Source organism: Sphingomonas sp. Ell38C01 (assembly GCF_055231975.1).
Map to the genome: position 1 here is coordinate 3,504,477 of NZ_JBUYVA010000001.1, position 22,383 is coordinate 3,526,859.

General features: G+C 71.8%; 29 protein-coding genes and 1 tRNA gene. 4 read left to right on the plus strand and 26 right to left on the minus strand.

All coding sequences use genetic code 11. The features are described from left to right. Positions 1 to 4 precede the first annotated feature (4 nt). From ACV7NO_RS16550 to ACV7NO_RS16645, 20 genes are all read right to left on the minus strand, one after another. A complete protein-coding gene (locus ACV7NO_RS16550; protein ID WP_463407053.1) occupies positions 5 to 313 on the minus strand; it encodes a peptidoglycan endopeptidase in 309 nt (102 codons plus the stop codon). Positions 314 to 372: 59 nt separating this feature from the next. Next, positions 373 to 1,188, minus strand: a complete 816-nt coding sequence (locus tag ACV7NO_RS16555) for a DUF2163 domain-containing protein (protein ID WP_463407054.1) — start codon at positions 1,186 to 1,188, stop codon at positions 373 to 375. After that, a complete protein-coding gene (locus ACV7NO_RS16560) occupies positions 1,178 to 3,451 on the minus strand; it encodes a DUF2460 domain-containing protein (RefSeq protein ID WP_463407055.1) in 2,274 nt (757 codons plus the stop codon). The genes ACV7NO_RS16555 and ACV7NO_RS16560 overlap by 11 nt, the downstream gene beginning before the upstream one ends. Continuing rightward, the gene (locus ACV7NO_RS16565) at positions 3,451 to 4,023 is read right to left on the minus strand and encodes a tail tape measure protein (protein WP_463407056.1); all 573 of its coding nucleotides are present in this window, start codon (positions 4,021 to 4,023) and stop codon (positions 3,451 to 3,453) included. The genes ACV7NO_RS16560 and ACV7NO_RS16565 overlap by 1 nt, the downstream gene beginning before the upstream one ends. Next, the gene (locus tag ACV7NO_RS16570) at positions 4,016 to 4,228 is read right to left on the minus strand and encodes a phage tail assembly chaperone (RefSeq protein WP_463407057.1); all 213 of its coding nucleotides are present in this window, start codon (positions 4,226 to 4,228) and stop codon (positions 4,016 to 4,018) included. The genes ACV7NO_RS16565 and ACV7NO_RS16570 overlap by 8 nt, the downstream gene beginning before the upstream one ends. Beyond that, on the minus strand, positions 4,229 to 4,543 hold the full coding sequence (locus tag ACV7NO_RS16575; protein WP_463407058.1) for a gene transfer agent family protein: 315 nt from the start codon (positions 4,541 to 4,543) through the stop codon (positions 4,229 to 4,231). It lies immediately after the preceding gene. After that, a complete protein-coding gene (locus ACV7NO_RS16580) occupies positions 4,540 to 4,947 on the minus strand; it encodes a phage major tail protein, TP901-1 family (RefSeq protein ID WP_463407059.1) in 408 nt (135 codons plus the stop codon). The genes ACV7NO_RS16575 and ACV7NO_RS16580 overlap by 4 nt, the downstream gene beginning before the upstream one ends. 12 nt (positions 4,948 to 4,959) lie before the next feature. Continuing rightward, positions 4,960 to 5,355: a tail completion protein gp17 gene (gene gp17 / locus ACV7NO_RS16585; RefSeq protein ID WP_463407060.1), complete on the minus strand. Its 396-nt coding sequence runs from the start codon at positions 5,353 to 5,355 to the stop codon at positions 4,960 to 4,962. Further along, positions 5,352 to 5,534, minus strand: coding sequence for a hypothetical protein (locus ACV7NO_RS16590; protein ID WP_463407061.1), 183 nt, complete (start codon positions 5,532 to 5,534; stop codon positions 5,352 to 5,354). Before ACV7NO_RS16590 ends, gp17 begins: the two co-directional genes overlap by 4 nt. Continuing rightward, positions 5,531 to 6,082 carry a head-tail connector protein gene (locus ACV7NO_RS16595; protein WP_463407062.1) on the minus strand — a complete coding sequence of 184 codons (552 nt, stop codon included), beginning with the start codon at positions 6,080 to 6,082 and terminating at the stop codon, positions 5,531 to 5,533. The genes ACV7NO_RS16590 and ACV7NO_RS16595 overlap by 4 nt, the downstream gene beginning before the upstream one ends. A 62-nt stretch (positions 6,083 to 6,144) precedes the next feature. After that, on the minus strand, positions 6,145 to 7,053 hold the full coding sequence (locus tag ACV7NO_RS16600; protein WP_463407063.1) for a phage head spike fiber domain-containing protein: 909 nt from the start codon (positions 7,051 to 7,053) through the stop codon (positions 6,145 to 6,147). Further along, a complete protein-coding gene (locus ACV7NO_RS16605) occupies positions 7,053 to 7,313 on the minus strand; it encodes a spike base protein, RCAP_Rcc01079 family (protein ID WP_463407064.1) in 261 nt (86 codons plus the stop codon). Before ACV7NO_RS16605 ends, ACV7NO_RS16600 begins: the two co-directional genes overlap by 1 nt. A gap of 70 nt (positions 7,314 to 7,383) precedes the next feature. Continuing rightward, positions 7,384 to 8,388: a phage major capsid protein gene (locus ACV7NO_RS16610; RefSeq protein ID WP_463407065.1), complete on the minus strand. Its 1,005-nt coding sequence runs from the start codon at positions 8,386 to 8,388 to the stop codon at positions 7,384 to 7,386. A 98-nt stretch (positions 8,389 to 8,486) separates the two neighbouring features. Then, entirely contained in the window at positions 8,487 to 8,942 is a 456-nt protein-coding gene (locus ACV7NO_RS16615) for an HK97 family phage prohead protease (protein ID WP_463407066.1), read from the minus strand. After that, positions 8,930 to 9,250: a DUF6127 family protein gene (locus ACV7NO_RS16620; protein WP_463407067.1), complete on the minus strand. Its 321-nt coding sequence runs from the start codon at positions 9,248 to 9,250 to the stop codon at positions 8,930 to 8,932. The genes ACV7NO_RS16615 and ACV7NO_RS16620 overlap by 13 nt, the downstream gene beginning before the upstream one ends. Before the next feature lie 118 nt (positions 9,251 to 9,368). Further along, positions 9,369 to 10,469 (minus strand): phage portal protein, encoded by a 1,101-nt coding sequence (locus ACV7NO_RS16625; RefSeq protein ID WP_463407068.1) that lies wholly within the window; start codon positions 10,467 to 10,469, stop codon positions 9,369 to 9,371. 95 nt (positions 10,470 to 10,564) lie between these two features. Beyond that, the gene (locus tag ACV7NO_RS16630) at positions 10,565 to 11,890 is read right to left on the minus strand and encodes a DNA-packaging protein (protein ID WP_463407069.1); all 1,326 of its coding nucleotides are present in this window, start codon (positions 11,888 to 11,890) and stop codon (positions 10,565 to 10,567) included. Continuing rightward, positions 11,887 to 12,423 carry a hypothetical protein gene (locus tag ACV7NO_RS16635; protein ID WP_463407070.1) on the minus strand — a complete coding sequence of 179 codons (537 nt, stop codon included), beginning with the start codon at positions 12,421 to 12,423 and terminating at the stop codon, positions 11,887 to 11,889. Before ACV7NO_RS16635 ends, ACV7NO_RS16630 begins: the two co-directional genes overlap by 4 nt. 313 nt (positions 12,424 to 12,736) lie before the next feature. Next, entirely contained in the window at positions 12,737 to 13,684 is a 948-nt protein-coding gene (gene dapF, locus ACV7NO_RS16640; RefSeq protein WP_463407382.1) for a diaminopimelate epimerase, read from the minus strand. 106 nt (positions 13,685 to 13,790) lie between these two features. After that, a complete protein-coding gene (locus ACV7NO_RS16645; protein ID WP_463407383.1) occupies positions 13,791 to 14,258 on the minus strand; it encodes a DUF6456 domain-containing protein in 468 nt (155 codons plus the stop codon). An 84-nt stretch (positions 14,259 to 14,342) separates the two neighbouring features. Here ACV7NO_RS16645 and ACV7NO_RS16650 point away from each other — a divergent pair, with 84 nt between their 5' ends. From ACV7NO_RS16650 to ACV7NO_RS16660, 3 genes are all read left to right on the plus strand, one after another. Then, complete coding sequence (locus ACV7NO_RS16650) at positions 14,343 to 14,912, plus strand: helix-turn-helix domain-containing protein (RefSeq protein ID WP_463407071.1); 570 nt, start codon at positions 14,343 to 14,345, stop codon at positions 14,910 to 14,912. After that, complete coding sequence (locus ACV7NO_RS16655) at positions 14,909 to 15,667, plus strand: glutaminyl-peptide cyclotransferase (RefSeq protein WP_463407072.1); 759 nt, start codon at positions 14,909 to 14,911, stop codon at positions 15,665 to 15,667. Before ACV7NO_RS16650 ends, ACV7NO_RS16655 begins: the two co-directional genes overlap by 4 nt. Before the next feature lie 123 nt (positions 15,668 to 15,790). Further along, a tRNA-Val gene (locus ACV7NO_RS16660) sits at positions 15,791 to 15,866 on the plus strand. 120 nt (positions 15,867 to 15,986) lie between these two features. On the opposite strand, the gene ACV7NO_RS16665 is transcribed toward ACV7NO_RS16660, so the two are convergent. The 6 genes from ACV7NO_RS16665 to ACV7NO_RS16690 all read right to left on the minus strand — a co-directional run bounded on the left by ACV7NO_RS16665 (position 15,987) and on the right by ACV7NO_RS16690 (position 20,749). Further along, positions 15,987 to 16,946, minus strand: a complete 960-nt coding sequence (locus tag ACV7NO_RS16665) for a hypothetical protein (protein ID WP_463407073.1) — start codon at positions 16,944 to 16,946, stop codon at positions 15,987 to 15,989. Positions 16,947 to 17,093: 147 nt separating this feature from the next. Then, a complete protein-coding gene (locus ACV7NO_RS16670) occupies positions 17,094 to 18,572 on the minus strand; it encodes an NAD(P)(+) transhydrogenase (Re/Si-specific) subunit beta (RefSeq protein ID WP_463407074.1) in 1,479 nt (492 codons plus the stop codon). Positions 18,573 to 18,680: 108 nt separating this feature from the next. Further along, entirely contained in the window at positions 18,681 to 18,992 is a 312-nt protein-coding gene (locus tag ACV7NO_RS16675) for an NAD(P) transhydrogenase subunit alpha part 2 (RefSeq protein WP_463407075.1), read from the minus strand. Continuing rightward, a complete protein-coding gene (locus ACV7NO_RS16680) occupies positions 18,992 to 19,480 on the minus strand; it encodes an endonuclease domain-containing protein (RefSeq protein ID WP_463407076.1) in 489 nt (162 codons plus the stop codon). The genes ACV7NO_RS16675 and ACV7NO_RS16680 overlap by 1 nt, the downstream gene beginning before the upstream one ends. Then, on the minus strand, positions 19,477 to 20,598 hold the full coding sequence (locus tag ACV7NO_RS16685) for an NAD(P) transhydrogenase subunit alpha (protein WP_463407077.1): 1,122 nt from the start codon (positions 20,596 to 20,598) through the stop codon (positions 19,477 to 19,479). Before ACV7NO_RS16685 ends, ACV7NO_RS16680 begins: the two co-directional genes overlap by 4 nt. Positions 20,599 to 20,602: 4 nt before the next feature. Then, entirely contained in the window at positions 20,603 to 20,749 is a 147-nt protein-coding gene (locus ACV7NO_RS16690) for an aa3-type cytochrome c oxidase subunit IV (RefSeq protein ID WP_463407078.1), read from the minus strand. Positions 20,750 to 20,905: 156 nt separating this feature from the next. Between ACV7NO_RS16690 and ACV7NO_RS16695 the strand changes: the two genes are divergently transcribed. Then, positions 20,906 to 22,330, plus strand: a complete 1,425-nt coding sequence (locus tag ACV7NO_RS16695) for a sigma-54-dependent transcriptional regulator (protein ID WP_463407079.1) — start codon at positions 20,906 to 20,908, stop codon at positions 22,328 to 22,330. Positions 22,331 to 22,383: the final 53 nt, after the last annotated feature.

Below are 22,383 nucleotides of genomic sequence, written 5' to 3' on the forward strand. Positions count from 1 at the left end.
CGTCTCAATCCCCCATCCGCCAGCGTCCCAGCACCGGCCACGGCACGTCGCCCGGCCGCTCGACCACGCGCCGCAGCATCGCATCGGCGTGGATCACGCCGTCGCCGGTCCAGATCGCCAGATGCAGTTGCCCCGGCGCGCTCGCCGCCAGCAGCACGTCCCCCGCCGCCGCCCCGCCGACCGCGCGCAACCCCGCCGCGCGCATCATCCCGGCCACGCCCGCCGCATCACCGCGCCGCATCGCATACCCATCGGGCATCCCGCCCACCCCGAGCGCCACCGCGACCAGCCCGACGCAATCGAGCCCCTCCACCGGATCCCGCCCATGCGCGCGAAACCGCCCTCCGAGACACGCCCGCGCCCGCGCGACGATCACCCCCCCGGATAGCGCGTCAGCAGGTCCACCCCCGGCAGATACGGCTCCCCGCGAAAGTTCGCCGCATTCCCGAATCGCGCCGCACAGGTCGCGATCGTTTTGTCGCATCCCTCGATCGTCTCGATCAGGTCCCCCGCCGCCACCGCAAGCCGCGGTGTCGAGAACAACGTCAGCTCGGAGCCTGCGGACACCGCGACCGCGCTCTCCAGCCCCGAATTCATGCCCCCGATCCATCGCACCAGCCCCCCGCCCCACGCATTCGCCACCGGCTCGGCCGCATCGATCGTGAGCGTCGCGCCCGCGCCCGCCACCACCCCCGCGAACCGCCGCCGCCCCGCCATCGCCACCCGGCACCGCCGGTCGCCCAGCTCCGCCCGACAATCGGGCGACGTCTCCTCCACCACCGCCGCGTCGAGCGCCGCGGTCGCCCCGCGCAGTTCCGCGGAGAACGCCCCGTCACGGATCTCCACCGCCCCGATCGTCCCGACGCCCAGCGCGATCCGTCCGTCCAGCGTCGCCCAGTCGATCGCGAACAGCGCCACCCGCGCCCCGTCCCAGCGCCCCGCCAGCAGGTCGCGCTCGCCGATCGCCGCCGCCGACAGCGCGCCCGCCACCTCCATCGTATCCGCGTCGAGCCCGTCGCTCCGCACGATCGCGGAGGGCACCATCCCCGGCGCGGTGCGATGGACCAGTCCGTCGATCACCAGATCCCGGTCATGATCGGTCAGCCCGATCGTCACCCCGTCGCGCCGCTCGACCCGCCAGCACAAGGCCAGCGTCGTCACCGCGTCACCCGACCCGTCACCCAACATCGTCGCGCACCTCGACCAGCGGCACCGACGCCGCCGCTCCCGCCAGGAACGTCGCGCGCGTCACGTTCAGCCGGTCCTCCGCGAAGCGCACCGGCACGTCGAACACGAATCGCGCACTCACCGCCGCTCCAGTCGCGGGCGCCACATCGAGCACGACCCACCCGCCCGGCGCGACCGCGAACGCCTGCGTCGCGACCCCGCCGACCGAGACCGACACGCTTCCCGCCACCGGCCGCGTGATCCGCCGTGCGACCCCGCCATAATGCTTCACCAGCGCGAACCGCCGCGTCGCGCCGTCGCCCGCGCCGATCGTCGCATCGCCCGCAAAGTCGAACGGATCGCGCAACCGGAACCCGCGCGCCGCCCCCATCCGCGCGCGAAAGAAGTCGAGCAGCATGCGGATATCGTCCTCGCTGCGCACCCCCGGCCCCACGTCGTACCGCGTCCGCGCCTCCGCCCAACCCGCATTGCGTGCCTCGCGCCCGCCCGCGCTCGCGGTGATCGCGGTCGCATATTCGGGGCTCACCTCCGCCTCGCGCCCCAGCGCGATCGGGAACGTCACGTCGTCGAACGCCTCCAAATCATTCTCCCCGTCAAAGTGCACGAACCCGTCGCGCATCACCTGCGGCAGCGCCCACAGGAACACGCGGCGCACCCCGCGCCGTCGCGCCGCGTCGGCCGCCGCATCGATCTCGCGCCACTGCATCGCCTGCTCGGCGCGCAGCACGAACCCGGACAGATAGTCCTGTTGCGCCACCAGATACCCCAGCCGCGCCTCCGCCGCCGCCACGCCGGCGCGCGTCGAGGCGGTGTCCCCCGCGGTCACCCAGTCATAATCCTCGAGCTGGAGCACATCGAACGCCGGGCTGGCCCACCCCACCGGCAGGTTCGCGCGCTTCGCCTCGGGCGCTTCGCGATCGAGCACCGTCGGCAGATACGCCAGCAGATATGTCTCGCACGCCGGATGATCGAGGCGCACCGCCGCCACCAATGCCGCGGTCGACGCCGCGAGGCACGCCCCCGCCACATCCAGCGTCGCGCACTGCGCCGCGGACAGCACCCCTTTCACGCTCGCGATCGGCACCGGCGCGAACGCCGCCACCGCGCTCGCATCATAGAGGCAGGGCGTCCCGTCCCCGCGGATCCACCACCACGGCTCGCCCACCTGGAATCTCGCGTGCAACCCCGCCGCCCCCGCGATCGCCAGGAACGCGCGCGCCACCACCTGGAGATACGCCATCGCCGACCCTTGCGCGGGCGACAGCAGCGTCGAGGGCGGCACCCACCCCGTCAGCGCCGGCGACCCGTCCGCCGCCCGCTGCTTCCAGTCCCCCCAGCAATGCGCGTCGAACAGTTCGTAGCTCAGCGACCAGATCACGTCATAGCCCAGCGCCTTCGCCCGCCGCGCGAAATCCCGGTGCCACGCCGCGCACGCGACGTTCAGCGCGCCGCCCGCCAGCGAGACGAACAGCCCGCCCGCCGCTCCCTCGAGCCGGAAATAATGGCTCATCCCCACATAATGGTCGATCGCCCCGCGATAGCCGAGCATCAGCGCGTTGCGCAGCAGCCGCGCGGGCGTCAGGTTGTAGCTGTCGTCATACCCGCTCGCGATTCCCAGCCCATGCTCGGGCACCACCACCTCGCCGATCGCCAGCACGCAATCGACTCCGGTGCACGCCATGCCGCTCAGCTCGACCCACCCTTCGGCGGGCGCATCCAGCGGCGCATCGGTCGTATCGAACCCCGGCGCGACCAGCGACACGAACATCCGCTCGACATCCCCCGCCCACACCGGGTCCGCCTCCCCCGGCAGCGCGAACCCGCCGTCGAGATCCGCGAAGTCGATCGTGACGACCGCATCCTCGGGCGTCCCCACCGCATGGTTCCACAGCCGCACGTACCAGGCCCGCGCCACGCCGCCCTCGTCGCGACCCTCGATCGTCAGCGTCGGCCCATGAATGGCGTCGAGCGGCTTCACCCCCGAAGACCGCCACCGGAACGTCAGCCCGCACCCCCGGTAATCCCGGTTCGTCTCGTACCCCAACAGCGGGTGGTCGTACGCATCCGCCGACGCCCAGATCAGCCCCGCCAGATCGTCGCGCCGATAGAAGACGCAATCGACCCGCAGCGCGTCCGCCGCGTCGGGCGTCGTCACCGCCGCCATCATCGGCCGTGGAAAGTCCACCGTCCAGAACCGAGGATCGAACCGCGAGATCAGGCCTTCCGCCTGCTCGTCCCGCTCGCGCGCCAGCCACCACCCCATCAGTCCTCCACTCCCGCCAGCGCCGCCTTCACCGCCCGCGCCACCTGCCGCGAGGACCGCGCCAGCGCCCCCGGCGCCTCGCCCCCGCGCGCATTGACGGTGATCGCCACCCGCACCTCGCGCGCGCCGCTCCCGCCTGTCGCGATCGATCCGGTCGCGGTCGGCACGAACATCTCCGGGCCCCGCTCGCCGACCAGATATGCGCGCCCCGGCGACACCGGCCCGCCCGTCGCGCGCCCCGGCAGTCCGCCTACGACGCGCCCCAACGCGGTCAGCAGTCCGCCATGTCCACCGCCTCGGTCTCCGCCGCCAAGGATCGTGTCGATCCCCTCGCGCAGCGCCGCCGAGGCGATCGCGTTCAGCGTCTGCAACGCCACCTTCGCCAGGTCCTCGAACCCCAGCTTGCCCGTTCGCACCGCGCGCGCCAGCGTCGTCTCCAGCGCGCGCCCCGCGCGGTCGACGCCCGCGCCGAACGGCCCGTCCAGCGTCTCGCGCATCGTCGCCACGTCGCGTGCGAACCCGGCCGTGTCGGCGCGCACCCGCACCACCAGCCGCTCGATCTCGTCATCCATCGGGAAACGCCTCTCTCAACCGCGCCACCAGACCCGCATCGGGCGGCAGCCCCTCATCCCCCACGATCACCGCCACCAGCGCGCCCAGCTCCGCCGGCGTCGCGCGCCAGAACGCATCCGGGCTCCACCCGAAGACGACGCCGGCCAGCCCCGCGAGCCGCGTCGCGGCGTCGGCAAACGCATCATCGCCGTGTCCCCGCGACACTCACCGCCCGCCCAGGATCTGTCCCAGCAGCGTCTTCAGCGCCGGCGTCACCCCCGCCAGCCCTGCCGCCACGACCGCCTCGCCGACCGCGTCGCGCGCAACCCCCTCGGGCGCATCGTGCAGGCAGTGCCAGAACAGCCCCACCATCTCCCCCAGCGTCAGCCCGCCGGACGCCGCGCGCTCGACCAGCGCGAACAGCGGTCCCAGCTCCGCCTCCGCCGCCACCAGCGCCGCGAAGGTCGGCCGCAGCACCAGTGTCTCCCCCGCCACCCGCAACGACGCCTCCCCCCGGACGGGGTTCGCCGCCGGCGTCACGCCGCCACCACCCGGCCGGAACTCTCCAGCGCCAGCGTGTACGATCGCTCGCCGTTGAAATCGCCGGCATAGTCCAGCCGCGTCACCAGGAACCGCCCGGTCATCGTCTCGCCCCCCTCGAACGTCAGCCGATAGTCGTCGAGCGTTCCCGCCAGCGCCCCCGCCTTCACCCGCGCCTCCGCCGCCGATCCGGTGAAAACCCCCGCCGCCGACACGCTGACATGGCGCACCCCGGCCCCGGACAGCAGCTCGCGCCACCCGCCCGAATCCTTCGTCGTCACCACCACCGCCTCGCCGTTGACGCTCATCTGCGTCGTGCGCATTCCCGCCACCGTCGCGAACGCGGGCGGCGTCGCCCCGTCGCCCACCTTCAGCAGGAACGCCGATCCCTTCTCCACCGCCATCTCGTGTCTCCCTCAGCCGTCCACCCGGTGCATCCGCACCTGAAACTCGATCGTCGCGCGCCACCGGTCGCTGCCGGCACGTACCAGCCGCGACCGCACCAGCGTCACCGTCGCCACCCGCCACCCGCCGGAGAGGTCGCGCGCCAGCGCCGCCACCCGATCCTCGACCGCACCGATCGCCGCGCGCACGCGCACCGGCCGCTCGCCCGCATCGACCAGCGTCACCGCGACGCGCCCCTCGCGCCCGGTCCAGTCCTTGGTCGACCAGTCCGCCAGCACCGGCTCCTCGACGATCGCGTGCGGCACGCCCCCGCGCACCGGCGGCGCGTCGAACACCGCGAAGCCCGCCAGCGCATCGTCCAGCGCCGCGACCACCGCCGCCTGAAGCACCGCTCCCGCCGCGCTCATCGCACCAGCCCCGCCGGCCAGCGCAGCGCCGCGACCGTGTCGAGCGCGCGCCCGGTGACGACGACATCGCCCCCCGCGCGCGTCACGCTCACCCATGGCTCGCCCGCCAGCGCCTCCGCCAACCGGGCCGCGACCGCCTCCGCGCGCGCCGCCGCGATGCGCTCCACCGCGCCGCTCATGCGCGCGCCTCCTCCCCGATCCGCATCCGCCGGTACGGTCGCCACAGCGCCGCGACCGCAGCGGGCGGCAACGTCGCGCCCGTGCGGTCGTCGAACAGATGCGCGATCAGCGCCACCACGCCCTGCGCGATCGGCGCGGGCAGCATGTCCCAGGTCTCCGCCAGCCCCGCGCGATAGGCCACCGCCACCCGCGTCGCCGCGCCACCGCGCAGCACCCGCACCCAGCCGCGCGCATCGGAGTCGATATCGATCGCGAAGTCCGCCGCGGACAGCACGAACGGCGCCCCGTCGGCGACCAGCCCGGTCACCCCCGAGATCGCCACCACCGGCACCGCCGCCAGCGGCTGCCACCCGCTCGCCGCCGCCAGCACGTCCTCGCACCCGCGCCGCACGAACAGCGTCCCCGTGAACGCCTCGCCCAGCTGGATCGCGGTCGCCGCCAGCCTTTCGACCAGCGCGTCCTCGCCCGCCGCGTCGCTGCGCAGGAACGCGCGCGCCGCTGCGGAGGCCGCCGCGACCGCAGCCGGCGGAATCGCGGACGCGTTCACGCCTTGGCCCGGCGCGCGTCGGCGCCGTCCGTCATCACGTCCATGTCCTGTCCCCTTGGTTGCTACAGCGCGGTCGCACGCCGGATCACCGATCGCGGCAACGTCGTCGGCACCGTCGCCCGCCCGTCCGCGATCGTCGTCGCGACATCGGCGTGGCTGTCGTCGTCGAAGACGTAACGCACCGTCGTCGTGCCGTCGGCGACGCCCCGTCGGCCCCAGTCGAGCGTCAGCACGTCCTCGCGGCGCGTCGTCGGTGCGTTGCCGATCACCGGGATATAACTCGTCGCGCGCGCGCCCAGCTCGATCTGCCAGAAGGCGGTGTCCATCGTCGCGCCGATCGCCGGGTCGTTGGTGCCGCCCTCGCCGTCGAACGGATCGAGCCGGACGACGAATACCGGCACGTCGCTCGTCATCGTCGTCACCATCTGGACGAATCGGCGCCAGTCCTGATCGACGATCCGTGTCACCACCTGGACTTCGGAATAGCCGGACGCGATCGCGAACGACGTCGCCACCGCGGTCGTCGCGGAGGTCGTGCGGATATATTGGCTCGTCGCGATCGCGATCCCGCGCGGCGCGAGCGGCACCGGCGGATCGATCCGCAACGACGGATCGCTGCCGCTCACCACCATCCGCACCGCCGATGTGCCACCTGCCGGATCGGCGCCCCCCGGCGTCGCCGTACAGGCGACGGTGGCCGTACCCGTGGCGCCCCGCATCAGGTTGGTCGCCTCGGGCTCGATCAGCAGGCCCAGCAGCAGCCCCGTGCGCGGATCGTGATCGAACCGCGCGACGTCCGCCGCCACCGTCTCGATCCGACGGTCGGGCGCGATCCTCGTCGCCTGCGAAGCACGCGCCAGCGACGCGCCAGGCGGCAGCGTCCCGCCGGTGAAGTCATAGGTCCCCGCCGCGCGCGCGATGCCGCGCGTCACGGCCGGCCCCAGTCCGATCGCCATGCCGACGCCGCGCATCAGTACAGCGCCAGCAGGTCGGCCGCGGTCGTCCCCGTCGCACGCACCCCGCGCGCGCGGAACGGCAGCACGGTGCCGTCTTGCACCCCCCGCCATACGCTGTCCGCCCCGTCTGCGCCGCGCAGCACCACCGTCCCGCCGCGCCCGACCCAGATCGCCTTGGGCACATCGGCCAACACTGCCGCATCGCTCGGCACGACTGCCACCGCCCGCGACGCCGGCGCGGACACCTGGTCCGCCAGATTGGCAAATTGATCCATCGAAAGTCTCCGAAGCAAAACCCCTCTCCCCCGCCGGGGGAGAAGGAAAGATAAGGGGGAAGGCCGCGCGTCAGGCCGCGAACTTCATCACCTTGATCGCCTCGCTGTTCGCCACGCACCCGCCGACGCGCTTCGTGGCGTAGAAGGTGACGAACGGCTTGTTCGAATAGGGATCGCGCAGGATCGCGGTCTCGCTGCGCTCCGCGATGACGTAGCCAGCCTTGAAGTTGCCGAACGCGATCGCGGCGGCGTTCGCCGCGATGTCGGGCATGTCCTCGGCCTCCACCACCGGATAGCCCAGCAGCGTCGCCGGCTGCCCCGCCGCCAGCGAGGGCTGCCACACGAACGCGCCGTCGCTTGTCTTGAACTTTCGGATCCGCGCCAGCGTCGCCGCATTCATCACGAACGACGCCCCCTGCCGGTACGGCGCGCGCAACGCCTGGACCAGGTCGATCAGCCGCTCCTGCGGGTTCATGCCGAAATCGCCCGCCGCCCCGCTCGCGCTATGCTGGAGCGTCCCGAATGCACGCACCCCGTCCGGCGTCGCCGCGGTCGGCTGCTGCAGGAAGCCCTTCGGCCGGTTCACCCCGCTGCCGTTCACGAACGCAGCCCCTTCCGCCTTCGCGAACTCCGCCGCGATCTCCGCCGCCAGCCAGTCCTCGACGTCGAACGCCGCATCGTCCAACATCGCCTGGCTCGCGCTCGGATTGGCGTACAGCTCGCCCATCGGCGGCGCGATCTCGACGAACACGGGCGAGGCCGTCTCGGGCCGCGCGCTCGTCTCCGCTGCCCAGCCCGAGGGCGTGCCCCCCGTCGTCACCAGCTTGCGATACCCGGCGCTTCCCACCGTCACCACGTTCGCGATGCTGCGGATCGGGCTCGCCGCGGTCAGCACGCGCCCGATCTCCGCATCGATCTCGCGCGGCACGGCATAGCCGCCCGCATCCCCGGTCACCCCGGTGAACGCCTTCATCTCGATCGCGGCACCGGTCCGCACGAAACCCGCGAATGCCGCATCGCTCTTGCCCGCAGCCGCACCCTCAAGCACCGGCCGCGCCATCACCGTCTCACCCATGTCCGTCTCCTGCTTGCAAAGAAAAAGGGGCGCAGCCGACCGGCCACGCCCCGAAAAACCTCTCGTCATCCCCGCGAAGGCGGGGATTCCGCTTCTTCCTACCCCTGGGCCGGAAGCGGGGCGCCCATAGACTCCACGCTCGTCAACCGCGCCGCCGCCTGCATCGGGATCGCGACGAGACTCACCTCGACCAGCACCGCGCGCAGGATCTCCCGCCACGCGCCCTGCCGGACCGCGGTTGCGCGATACCCCACCGACAGTCCCCGCAACGCGCCTGACCGGACCGCCGCCGCTACCTCGGGCGCGGTCACGTCGGCCTCGATCCACACGCCGGTCGGATCCTCCCCGATCGCCAGGATCTCGCCCACCGCGTCCCCACGATGCTGCACCAGCAGCGGCACCGGCACGGCGTCCGCGAACGCACCACCGCGCACCACGTCCCCCGCCCGGTCGACCCGGTCGAACACCGCCGCGTAGCCCGTGATCCGTACCCGCCCGTCCTGAGGAGGGGCTGAGCTTGTCGAAGACCCGTCTCGAAGGATCACTTCACCCACTCCCCGAACCCCAGCCGGATCGCCAGCGCCGCCAGCACGATCGCGGACAGCCACCCCGCCACCGCCTTCCACGCCGATCGCTTCGCATCGCGCCATGCCGCCAGCAGTTCGCGCAGTTCCGCCACGTCGCGCAACGCCCCCTCGTCCGACAGCCCCAGCCGCGTCAGCGCGCGCATCGCGCCCAGTTCGCCCGCCTCCTCCGCGATCGCGCGCAGCGTCGCCATGTCCGCCCCCGCCGCCGCCGCTTGCGCGATCAGCTGCGCCAGCACCGCCCCGCCCTGCGCCCCGTTTGCCTGGGACTGCATCATGCCCCACCCCCATGTCCGCTCGTCCCGAGTAGCGATCGAGTAGCGCCGCAGGCGCGTATCGAGACCTGTCCTGAGCGCCTGCCGCAGGCAGGCAGTCGAAGGGGCGCGTATTGAAGGATCACTGCGCCCACCCCACCATCTGCCGCTTCTCCTCGGTGGTGATGAAGTCCGCCGCCGACACCAGTCGCCACAGCCGCTCGCGATCATCGACCAGTGCGGGCACCCGATCGAGATCGACCGTCAGCGTCCCCCCCGGAAACCACGGCGCGAGGCCCCCCGCCAGCGCGGACAGCACCGCGTCCGCCAGCGGCAGCACCGTCAGCCGCCACAGCGCGCGGTTCGCCTCCTTGTAGTTCGAATAGGTCGCGTCGCCCGGCAGCCCGAGCAGCATCGGCGGCACCCCGAACGCCAGCGCGATCTCGCGCGCCGCCGCCGCCTTCGTCCCCACGAAGTCCATGTCCGCGGGGCTGAGACTCATCGCCTGCCACTTCAGCCCGCCCTCCAGCAGCATCGGCCGTCCCGCATTGGCCGCGCCCGCAAAGCCGCCGTCCATCTCGCGCTTCAGCCGCTCGAACTGGTCCGCCGACAAGGTCGATCCGTCGCCGGGATCATAGACCAGCGCCCCCGACGGCCGCGCGGCGTTGTCGAGCAGCGCCTTGGCCCAGATCGCCGCCGCATTGTGGATCGCGATCGCCGCGGATGCCGCCCCCAGGCACCCCGCGCCGTAATGATCGTCGAGCGGGGAGAAGGCGCGCACATGGATCACCTCCTCGGTCGACAGCCGCGTCACCCGCCCCGCGACCGCATACCGGTACGCCGCGGGCCACCCGCCGGCATCCGCCTCGACGCTCACCCGCTCGGGCCGCAGCGCGAACAGCTCCGCCGCCGCGCCGTCCGCATCGCGCAGCACCTGGACATAGGCGTTCCCGTGCAGCAGCAGCTGCGCTGCGACCGTGCCGGTCAGCCCCTGCCCGCCCGACCGCGCCGACACCAGCGCCGCCAGCGCCGGGTCCGACGCATCCACCGGCGCCCCGCCCACGCTCTCCGCCACCAGTCGCACCGCCCGCTGCGCCACCGCATTGCCCAGATACCCGCTGCGAACCTGCGCCTCATAGGATTGCGGCCAGCTTCCCGGCGGCGCCGCGACGCCCAGACCACCTCCACGCGAAAGCACCGGACGCGACCCTTCGCGCCCGGCCCCGAAGCCGAACCATTTCATGCAAGATCTCCTGACTCAGATCCTCCCCCGGAGGGGGAGGGGGACCACCCGAAGGGTGGTGGAGGGGCATCGCCGCTCGAAACGAAGCGTACCGCCTACACCCCGCGCACCGCCGGCCCGCCGCCCTCGCGCCCGCCGAGCATCAACGCGGTCATCGCCCAGACCAGCGCGTCGGCGCGGTCGGGCGAGCGGCCCGGCCCCTCATAACCGCCGCCGGTCACCAGCCCGCACAGCTCGTCCTCCAGCGCGGGAAACGCGCCGACATGCCACGCCCGCCCGCATTCGTAGAGCGCCGCGACCGGCTCCGCGCGTGCCACCTTGCCTCGCGTCGCATGCACCAGCGTCACCGGCATCGTGGCTTCCGCGGCCTTCAGCGTCGAGGCGACCATCGCCCCGCCCTGGTTCGCTTCCGCCACCACCCGGTCCGCGCCGGTCCGCGCCGCGCACGCCGCCACCGCGCGCGCCCAGCCCTCGGGCGTCGCGCCGACGACGCTCGCGTCCTCGATCACATAGGCATGCCCGTCGCGCGCCTTCGCCACCGCGACGATCCCGCACGCATCGTGCCCGACCCCCGCCGGCGGATCGACGCCCACCACCACGCGCGCCACCGCGGGCACCGCCTCGACCCGGCACGCCTCCACCATCGCGCGCGTCCACAAGGCGCCCGCCACGTCGTCGAGCATCTCGCCGTCCAGCTCCTGCCGCCCGGTCCGCGTCCCGCCATAGCTCTCCGCCATCGCCGCGACGAAACTGGCGGGCAGGTGCGGATTGTCCGCGGTCCGCCCCACCGTCTCGGCCAGCCCCGGCGTCGCGATCACGCGCCGCATCAGCGCGGTCGGCCGGGGCGTCGTCGTCACCAGCACGCGCGGATCGTCGCCCACGCGCATCCCCATCATCAGATTGTCCCACGCGCGTTCGCCGTGCCGCCACTTCGCCAGCTCGTCGCACCACGCCGCATGATGCTCGGGGCCGCGCAGCGCCTCGCCCGCCTCCGCCGAATAGACGTGCGCGACCGCGTCGTTCCCCCAGGTCAGCTCGCCCGCGCTCGCGCGCCAGTCGACGCGCTCGTCCGCGCGCGCCACCGCCAGGATCCCGCTCGGCCCCTCCACCATCACGCGGCGCACATCGTCGCCGGTCGCGCCGACCAGCGCGATCCGCGCGCCCGGCACGCGCCGCGCGATGTCGCTCACCCATTCCGCGCCGGCCCGCGTCTTCCCGAACCCGCGCCCCGCGCGGATCAGCCACACGCGCCAATCCCCCACAGGCGCCAGCTGCCCCGGATGCGCCCACAGCCACCACGCCTCGTCCAGCGTCCGCTGTCCTGGCGCGCCCAGCCGCCGAAGCAGCGTCAGCCGGTCCGCCACGCCCAGCCGCGTGGCACGCTCGGCCAGCGCGCGGACCGTCGTCTCCGCGCCGCTCAAGCGGACACCACCGGCCCACGCCGCGCGATCGCCTTCTCCAGCGCGTCCAGCTTGCGCAGCAGCGACGCCTCCAGCGCAGTCAGCGTCACCCGTTGGAGCGCCGGCCCCCGCCGCGCCCCGCCCGCACGCAGCGCCGCATTGCGCTGCGCCAGCAGCTTGAGCGCCAGGTCCGCATCGAACGGCCCAGCCGCCGCCTCGCCGTTATCCGCCGCCGCGATCTCGTCCTCGTCGGGATTGTCCTCGCGGACCCGGTCGTCGCCGTCACCGCCGCCCATGGCCCGCGCCATCAGCGTTGTTTCGATCCGGTCATACCCACTCGCCAGCGCCTCCGCCCAAAGCGCCGCGAACTCCGCGTCGCGCTGGCGCAGCCGGTACACCTCGCGCTGCCCCATCCCCGCCGCGCGCACCGCGGCGCGCACGTTGCACGTCTCCGCCAGCACCGACAGGAACCTGGCGCGGCGCGCCTTCGTCCATCCGCCCTTGCGCGCCGCGCGCACCGGCATGCGGCGCTGCTTGCCCGTCGTCACCACCATGTCAGGCCCCCCGGCATAAACGCGAACGGGCCGGCGCGACGCCCGGGCCCCCGCCCCGACACCGCCCGACCCGCAATTCCTCAGCGTTCCTGATATGTACCAAAACAGCGTCGCGCTGTCAAGAACAAATAACCGATCTGGTTATCAATCGCGATCTAGCCGTTCGTCATCCCCACGAGCACCGCTTCGTCGACGAGAGGTCCGGGTACACCCGTTCGTTTCGAGCGAAGTCGAGAAACCTGCCACAGCCGCCGCGCTACGTTTCCCGACGTCGCCCGAAACGGGCGGAAGCGCAGCGACTCTCCGCCACCCCCTACCCCGCCGCCGCCCGAACCGCCGCCCACGCCGCCACTTCCGCCGGAAACCGCCGCTCGACCACCAGGTCCCCCAGCGCCCCCGTCGCCGGATCGACCGCGATCGACCCCGCCCATTCCCAGGTCGCATTGCCCGACAGCGTCACCATAGCATCGCGCTCCGCCCGCGCGCGTACCAGTCCGCCCGCATTGAACACGGTGACGTCCGTGCCCCAGTCGCATCGCCCGGTCAGGCACGCGGCATAGGTCGACGACGCCATCGCGCTCCCGCAGCTGTCGGTCAGCCCCACCCCGCGCTCATGCGTCCGCACGAAGATCGCATTGCGCGCGCGCACCTCGACGAACGACACGTTCGCCCGGTTCGGCAGCCACGCCGGCGCCGCCTCGCAGAGCAATCCCACCCGCACCAGCTCCGCCTCGTCGATCGTATCGACGAACGCGATCAGGTGCGGATTCGGGATCGCCACCGCGGTGAACCGAAGCGTCCCGGACAGCGCCGGCACCACCGCCTCGACCAGCGTCTCCGCGCCGATCGCCATCGGCCACGCCGCCACGTCGAGCGTCGCCGGCCCCGCCGTCTCGCGCACCGTGTAGACCCCCGCCGCCAGATCCGTGTCGCGCGCCACCGTCGCGCGGCTCGTCTTCAGCCGCACCGTCGCCGCATCGATCCCGAGCGTCTCGAACCCCATCCGCGCCACCAGCCGCAGTCCGTTGAGGCACGTCTCCGCCTCCGATCCGTCGTTGTTGCGCATCTGCATCGAAAACCGCGCTGGCGCGGCAACCCTGTCGTCGAACACCAGGATCCCGTCGCCGCCCACCGGTCCGTCGCGATCCGCCAGCGCGCGCGCCACCCGCGCCCAGGTCGCGTCGTCGAAATCGACGCCCCGCCCATCGACCAGCGGAAACGCGTTCCCGGACCCATGGCATTTCACGAACGACAGCTTCACCCTGATGATCCTCAAAAGATCCTCCCCGGCACGGGGAGGTGGCAGGCCGCAGGCCTGACGGAGGGGGCCGGCCCCGACGCGTCCCTCCATCAAGAGTGACCACGCCCTACCGCAACCCGTAATGCCCCGCCACCCGGTCGAGCGCCAGCGTCAGCACCACCCTGCCCGCCCGCGCCGGCCAGCCCAGCGCCTTCTCCGCCACCGGCAGTCCCTCGCCCGCACACACCACCCGCCACAGCACATCCGCCAGCCCGGGGCCGGCCGCCGCCACCGCCGCGTCGAACCGCCGCTTCGCCGACACCTGCGCCATCGTCGGGTCGAGGCGCTCACCCCCCGCGCCGCCATCCACCCGCGCCGCCCATCGCATCGTCACCCGCGCACCCAGCGACGCCATCTCGTAATCGCCACGCAGCCGCTCGCCCGCCTCGAACTGCCGCGCATCGATCATGTCCCGCGACCGCAACCACGCCAGCGGCGATTCGCCGACATGCACCCGGACGGACCGCCGCCCCCGCGCCGGCGCCTCCGCCGTCACCCCCGTCGCATCCACCCCGCGCTCCACCAGATCCCGCATCGCCGTCTCCTTCGCGCCGGTGCTTGCCATGCCGCCCGCTTTGTAGGACAGCGTTAAAACCGATCTGGTTAGAAAGACCCGCCCATGATAACCGCGATCCGCGAAGTCCGTCGCGCGAAGCACATGACACTCGACGACGTCGCGCGCGCCTGCGTTCCCCCGACGACCGCACAGACGATCGGCCGCCTCGAGACGGGCACTCGCACCGTCTCGGTCGCGTGGCTCAACCGGATCGCCGTCGCGCTCGGCGTCACCGCCGCCGATCTCGTCACGCTCCCCGATCGCGCCGACCTGCCCGTGGCCGCGCTCCTCGACGCGGGCGGCGCGCACGCCCCGCGCCGGTCCGCCACCGTCGCACCGCCCGCGCCCGGTCCCGGCATGGTCGCGGTCACCGTCACGGGCAGCGTCGGCGACTATCGCGCGGGCGACGCGCTCTGGTGCGAACCGCTCGCGCCTGCCATGTTCGCCGACGCCATGAACCGCGACATCCTCGTCCCCCGCCCCACCGGCAAGTTCCTCTTCGGCCGCCTCATCGGCCGCGACCCTGCCGATGCGAAGCTCCACCTCCTCCCGCTCGGCACGGGCGCCCGGCAACAGGTCGTCGCCGATCCGCCCTGGATCGCACGCGCGGTCCGGCTGGTCCGCACGCTGTGATCGCGCGCCTCGCCCTCGCGTTCGCGGCGCTCTGCACGCTCGGCGCCGCCGAACCCGCCACCCCGCCCGTCGGCCGTCCGACGATCGTCCGCACCTACCCGCACGATCCCGCGGCCTTCACCGAAGGCCTGCTCGTCACCGCGGGCAAGCTCTACGAAAGCACCGGCCGCGAGGGCCAGTCGTACATCCGCGAGGTCGATCTCCCCACCGGGCGCGTCGTCCGCCAGGTCGCGCTCCCGCCCGCGGTCTTCGGCGAGGGCATCGTCGCGTGGAAGGGCGAGCTGCGCAGCGTCACCTGGCATGGCGGTCAGGGCTATCGCTGGTCGCTCCCCCTCCTGAAACGCACCGGCGGCTTCCGTTACGAGGGCGAGGGCTGGGCGATGACCGACGACGGCCGCCACATCATCCTGTCGGACGGCACGCCGGTGCTCCGCTTCCTCGATCCCGCGACGATGAAGGTCGCGCGCCGCCTGACGGTCACGCTCGCCGGCCGCCCGCTCCGCCAGATCAACGAACTCGAATATGTGAACGGCGAGATCCTCGCCAACATCTGGATGACGCCCGCGATCGCGCGGATCGATCCCGCCACCGGCGCGGTCCGCGGCATCGTCGACCTGTCCGCGCTCGTCGCCGACGTCGCGGCCACCGATCGCGATTCGGTCGCCAACGGCATCGCCTACGACCGCACGGCGCGCCGCCTCTACGTGACGGGCAAGAACTGGCCGAAGCTCTACGAGATCACGCTGCCGAAGTAACGCATACGCCACCGTCGTCACCCCGCTTCCATCGACGCGTCGCGGGTGATGGCCGGCTTGCGACGCACCGATCGCCCAACCCCTTGCGATCCGCCGCGCATGCTGCCAACAGCATCCCGCGTGGGGCGCTTAGCTCAGCTGGTAGAGCGGCTCGTTTACACCGAGTAGGTCGGCGGTTCGAACCCGTCAGCGCCCACCACGATCAGACCCCGGATCAGGCCCAAGAGCGCGGGGTTCCATCAGGTCGGCCCGTTTGCCAGTCGTTACGAGCGCGGTCGAGACACGGAACGACGCCGGTCGCGCGTCGTCAGGCCGCGGATCACGCAAGCGCCAGCCCGGCCCGCCGCAACGCCGCGCAATGCGCGTGCATGCCCTCCACCGCCCGCCGCGACAGCACCATGAAGGCGCGACGCTTGTCGAACGGATCGGGCCGCCGCTCGAACAGCCCCGCATCGGTCAGCTTCCCGATCCAGCGCAGCGCGGTCGTCGGCGCGACCGCGGCGGCGATGCACAGGCTGGAAACGGAGACCTGCGCATGCTCCAGATGCGCCGCGAACAGGTCCAACATCATGTCCCATGCCGGATCCTCGAACAGCCCTGCGCCGAACTGCTGGTCGCGCATCCGCCGCGCGCGGATCGTCCGGCGAATCTCCTGCGGGTCGATCGCCTCGTGATCGCTCACCGGCCCCACGTCGAACGTCTGCCGCCGGTCCGCGATCCGCGCGCCCATCGGGTCGATCTCGAACCCGTCGCGCCGCGTCAGCCGCGCCAGCACGCCTGCGATCCGCGCGACCTCGGCGTTCAGCCGCGCCAGCCGCGCCGCCTCGCCCTCCGCCAGCTGGTCGTGGAGCGTCACCCGCCCCGCATCCTCCGCCATCATCGCCAGCGCGGCCACACGCTCAGCCATCGACGGCCGGCACAGCAGGTGCGTCCGCTCGCCCAATGTCGCGGCACCGATCAGGTCGATCTGTGCCTCCTCCAGCGCGACCACCACCCCCAGCGATTCCGCCTCCGCGCCCGCGACGATCTTCGGCAGCGCGGCAACTAGGTCCGCATCGGACACCCCGATCGCCTCCAGCCACACCACCGGGCGCGGCCCGGACGCCGCGATCGCCTCCGCCGCCGCGCTCCACCCGATCCGCGCGAGCGTCCGCCCGCCGGTCAGCGCCACCGCCTGCAACGCATCCGCCGCCTCTACATCGTCACTTGCGACGACGAGCGCGGCGAAGCCGTCGGCGGCCGGCGTCTGCCACGGCATGGTCTCGTGCGGCGTCGTCAAGATGCAGTCTCCCGGTTGGATGCCGCCAAGTCTACGCATCCCGCCGAAATGGTCGCGACGATTTCCCGCCGGAACCGATCGATCTGGCGGCGTCACGCACCCGTTCCGTCCGTTTCGGAGATACTCCGCCGGAACCTCCGGCGCGGGTCAATCCAGCGACTTGACGATTTCCTCGACCATCTTCTTGGCGTCCGCCAGCAGCATCATCGTATTGTCCATGTAGAACACGTCGTTGTCGACGCCGGCATAGCCCACGCCCCCCATGCTCCGCTTGATGAACAACACCGTCTTGGCCTTCTCCACGTCCAGGATCGGCATGCCGTAGATCGGCGACGTCTTGTCGGTCTTCGCCGCCGGATTGGTGACGTCGTTCGCGCCGATCACGAACGCCACGTCGGTCTGCGCGAATTCGGAGTTGATGTCCTCCAGCTCGAACACCTCGTCATACGGCACGTTCGCCTCGGCGAGCAGCACGTTCATGTGCCCGGGCATCCGCCCCGCGACCGGGTGGATCGCGTATTTTACGCGGACGCCGTGTTCCTTGAGCTTGTCGCCCATCTCGCGCAGCACGTGCTGCGCCTGCGCCACCGCCATGCCGTAGCCCGGCACGATGATGACTTGTTCGGCCTGCTGCATCAGGAAGGCCGCATCCTCCGCCGAGCCGCGCTTCCACGGCCGCTGTTCCTTCGCCTCGCCGCCGGCGACCGCCGCCTCCGCGCCGAACCCGCCCGCGATCACGCTGACGAAGCTGCGGTTCATCGCGCGGCACATGATATAGCTCAGGATCGCGCCCGACGATCCCACCAGCGCGCCGGTGATAATCATGGCGCTGTTGTGGAGCGTGAACCCCATCGCCGCCGCCGCCCAGCCCGAATAGCTGTTCAGCATGCTGACCACGACGGGCATGTCCGCGCCGCCGATCGGGATGATGAGCAGGAATCCGATCGCAAAGCTCAGCAGCGTGATCGTCCAGAACACGCCCGGCCCCTGGTCGACCGTGAAATACGCGATCAGCCCCAGGATCCCCGCCAGCACGCCCAGGTTGATGACATGCCGGCCCGGCAGCATGATCGGCTTGCCGCCCATGTTGCCGTTCAGCTTCAGGAACGCGATCACCGAGCCCGAGAAGGTGATCGCGCCGATCGCGACGCCCAGCCCCATCTCGACGCGGCTGACCGTCAGGATCTGCCCCAGCGGGTCGACGATCCCGAACGCGACCGGGTTGAGATACGCCGCGCACGCGACCAGCACCGCCGCCAGCCCGACCAGCGAGTGAAACGCCGCCACCAGCTGCGGCATGTCGGTCATCGCGATCCGCCTTGCGGTGACGAGCCCGATGACGCCGCCCAGCGCGATCGCCGCCAGGATCTCGATCACCGCGACCGCGTCGACACGCTGCAGGATCGCCCAGTAATCATAGGCCGGGGTCGATCCCGTCACCAGCACCTCGATCGTCGGCACGTGCGTGACGAGCGTCGTCACCACCGCGATCGCCATCCCGATGATCCCCATCCGGTTGCCGCGCTGGCTCGTCGCCGGGCTCGACAGCCCGCGCAGCGCGAGGATGAAGCACACGCCGGACACCAGATAGGCCAGCGCGGCCCAGGGATTGACTTGATGTTCCATATTCCAGACCCCCGTCGTCACCCCGGCGAAGACCGGGGTCCATCTTTCCACCGGCGCTCGCGCGGCGCGATGGATCCCGGCCTGCGCCGGGATGACGAAATCAAACCGTTACTTGGATGCGGCCGCGGGCCGCTCCTTCTTCTTGTACATCGCCAGCATCCGGTGCGTCACCGCGAAGCCGCCGAAGATATTGACGCTCGCCAGCACCACCGCCAGCAGCCCCAGCCATTTCGACGACGATCCGCTCGCCCCGACGCCCGCCGCCGCCGCGGCGATCAGCGCGCCGACGATGATGACGCTGGAGATCGCATTGGTCACCGCCATCAGCGGCGTATGCAGCGCGGGCGTCACCGACCACACGACATAATAGCCCACGAAACAGGCCATGACGAAGATCGAAAGGATCGCGATGAAGTCCATTATTCGGCTCCGCATGGATCCTCCCCATGCCGAGCATGGGGAGGGGGACCGCCCGGCGCAGCCGGGGGGTGGAGGGGCAACGCCGCACGCGCGAGCGCGTCGGCAACGACATCGGGATCGCGCAGGACGTCGCCGGCGGTGATACGCAGGACTGTCAGGCCCAGCGAGGCAAGCACGCCATCGCGCCGGGTGTCACGACCGGGGCGATCACCATGATCGTGCGCGGCCCCGTCGATCTCGATAGCCAGCCGGGCAGACGGGCAGTAGAAATCGAGTATATAGCCACCGATTGGATGCTGTCGCCGGAACCGCGCGCCACCCTGCCGCCCGCGGAGTCGCTGCCACAGCAGGACTTCCGGCAGGCTCATGCTCCGACGCAGGCGGCGCGCCTGCCGAACGGTCGAGACCCCTCCACCGGCCTGCGGCCGGTCCCCCTCCCCATGCTCCGCACGGGGAGGATCGGCGACCGTGGCCGCCCGTGTGCTCACGACAGCAGCCGCGCGTTGACGATCTGCCCGCCCTTCGTCAGCCGCACCGCATCGCCGATCTCTTCGTCCAGCACCGGTCGCCCGGATTCCTTGTCCCAGAACGCCGACAGGAAGTTGAGCAGGTTGCGCGAGAACAGGGCGCTCGTATCCGCCGCCAGCCGTGACGGCACGTTGCGATGCCCCACGATCTTCACGCCGTGGCGCACCACCACCTCGCCCGCGACTGCGCCCTCGACATTGCCGCCCTGCTCCACCGCCAGGTCGACGATCACGCTGCCGGCGCGCATCGTCGCGATCTGTGCGTCGCTGACGAGCCGCGGCGCTGGGCGTCCGGGGATCAGCGCGGTGGTGATGACGATGTCCTGCTTGGCGATATGCGCCGACACCAGCTCCGCCTGCGCCGCCTGATATTCGGGCGACATCTCGCCGGCATAGCCGCCCGCGCCTTCGCCCTCGATCCCCTTCACGTTCTCGACGAAGATCGGCTTCGCGCCCAGCGACTGGATCTGCTCCTTCGTGGCGGAGCGCACGTCGGTCGCGGACACCTGCGCGCCCAGCCGCCGCGCGGTCGCGATCGCCTGCAGCCCGGCGACGCCGACGCCCATCACGAAGCACTTCGCCGCGCTGACGGTCCCCGCCGCGGTCATCATCATCGGGAACGCGCGGCCATATTCCGCCGCCGCGTCGAGCACCGCCTTGTAGCCGCTGAGATTCGACTGCGACGACAGGATGTCCATCGACTGCGCGCGGGTGATCCGCGGCATGAACTCCATCGCCAGCGCCTCGACGCCCGCCGCGGCATAGCCGTCGATCTTGGCGCGCTCACCGAACGGATTGAGTCCCGCGACCAGCCACGCGCCTGGCGCCACGCCTGCCAGCGCCGACGCCTCCGGCCCCTGCACCGCCAGCACGATCTCCGCCCCCGCCAGCGTGGCGACACGGTCGCCCACCGTCGCGCCCGCCTCGGCATAGGCCTGGTCCGCGATCGATGCGGTCGCGCCCGCGCCGGCCTCGACCGCCACCGTCGCACCGAGCCCCACGAACTTCTTGACGGTCTCGGGCGTCGCGGCGACGCGCTGCTCGCCGCCGGCGGTTTCCTTCAGGACGGCGATCTTCATCGCGTCAGGCGATCAGCCAGACGACGAGCGCGGCGATCAGCGCACAGCCGACAGCGCCCCACTTCATCAGCGAGATCACGCTGTCGTAGGTCGAGACATGCGCCTTCATGTTCGCCCTGGGCTCCGCGCCTGCGCTGGACTGTCCCGCCATAAACCCTCCTGTACGACATATCGTTACGGTCAGGGGTCCTATCGCGCACATCTCCTGTCCTCAAGCCTTAACCGATGCCGGACGGGTTTCATCGCGCTTAAGCCGAACTTTACCTCGCGGCGCTATCGCTCGCCGCTGGATGGAACGGGATACACCATGACGCGAAACGGCCAGCGCCTGCTGATGCTGATCGACGACGAGCCCGCGCAGCGCCGCCTCGTCGCCGCGCTCGCCGCGCGTGGCGGCTGGCGCGCGATCTTCGCCACCGATGCGGAAATGGCGATCGCCACGCTCGGCACGCAGGACGGGATGCAGCTCGATGCGATCATCCTCGATCACTGGCGCCACGAATCGGATGCGTCCGCGCTGATCCACGAACTGCGCGAACGCCGCCCCGCGCTGCCGTTGCTGATGCTCACCGCCAACGGCTCGGTCGCGCATGCGGTCGCCGCGATGCGCAGCGGCGCCACCGACTTCCTCGTCAAGCCGATCGCACCCGAACGCCTGCTCGCCGCGCTCGAGGCCGCGGTCGCGGGCACCACCGCGGGCGAGCTGCGTCCGCTGACCGAGAAGATCCCCGCGCTCCTCGCCTTCGACGAGATCGTCGGTTCCACGCCCGATTTCCGCGCCGCGCTCGCGATCGCCGCCAAGGCCGCACGCGCGCGCGTTCCCGTCCTGCTGGAGGGCGAGAGCGGCGTCGGCAAGGAAGTCGTCGCCGAGGCCGTCCACGCCGCCTCCCCGCGCGGCAAGAAGCCGATGATCGCGATCAATTGCGGCGCGATCCCCGCGAACCTCGTCGAAAGCGAGCTGTTCGGGCACGAGAAGGGTGCGTTCACCGGCGCGTTCGAACGCAAGATCGGCAAGTTCGTCGCCGCCGACGGCGGCACGCTGTTCCTCGACGAGATCGGCGAGATGCCGCTGGAGGCGCAGGTCAAGCTGCTTCGCGTCCTCCAGTCGGGCGAGGTCCAGCCGATCGGCGCGCGCCACCCGCGCGAGGTCGACGTCCGCGTCATCGCCGCCACCAACAAGCGCCTCCTCGACGAGGTCGAGGCGGGCCGCTTCCGCGAGGATCTCTATTACCGGCTCAACGTCGTCCAGGTCACGATCCCGCCCTTGCGCGAACGCACCGGCGACATCCCCGCGCTCGCGCGTCACCTCCTCGCGCGCATCGCCCGCCAGCCCGGCCTGCGCCCGCTCGGCATCACCGACGACGCGCTGGCGCTGCTCGAGGGATACGACTGGCCCGGCAACGTCCGCCAGCTCCAGAACGCGCTCTTCCGCGCCGCGGTGCTGTGCGAGGGCGCCGCGCTCACCCGCGCCGATTTCCCGCAGATCGCCAGCCTCGGCAACCGCCGCGAGACGCTGCCGGTCGAGGCGCAGATGGCGATGTCCGGCGGCGTCACCCTCTTCCGCCCCGACGGCAATTTGCGCGCGCTGGAAGAGATCGAGGCCGACGTCATCCGCCTCGCGATCGGCCACTACCGCGGCCGCATGACCGAAGTCGCCCGTCGCCTCGGCATCGGCCGCTCGACGCTCTACCGCAAGCTCGGCGAACTCGGCATCGACAACGCCGCGGCCTAACCTTCTCCCCTCCCGCAAGCGGGAGGGGAGCGACTTGTCTCGACTCCCAGCGA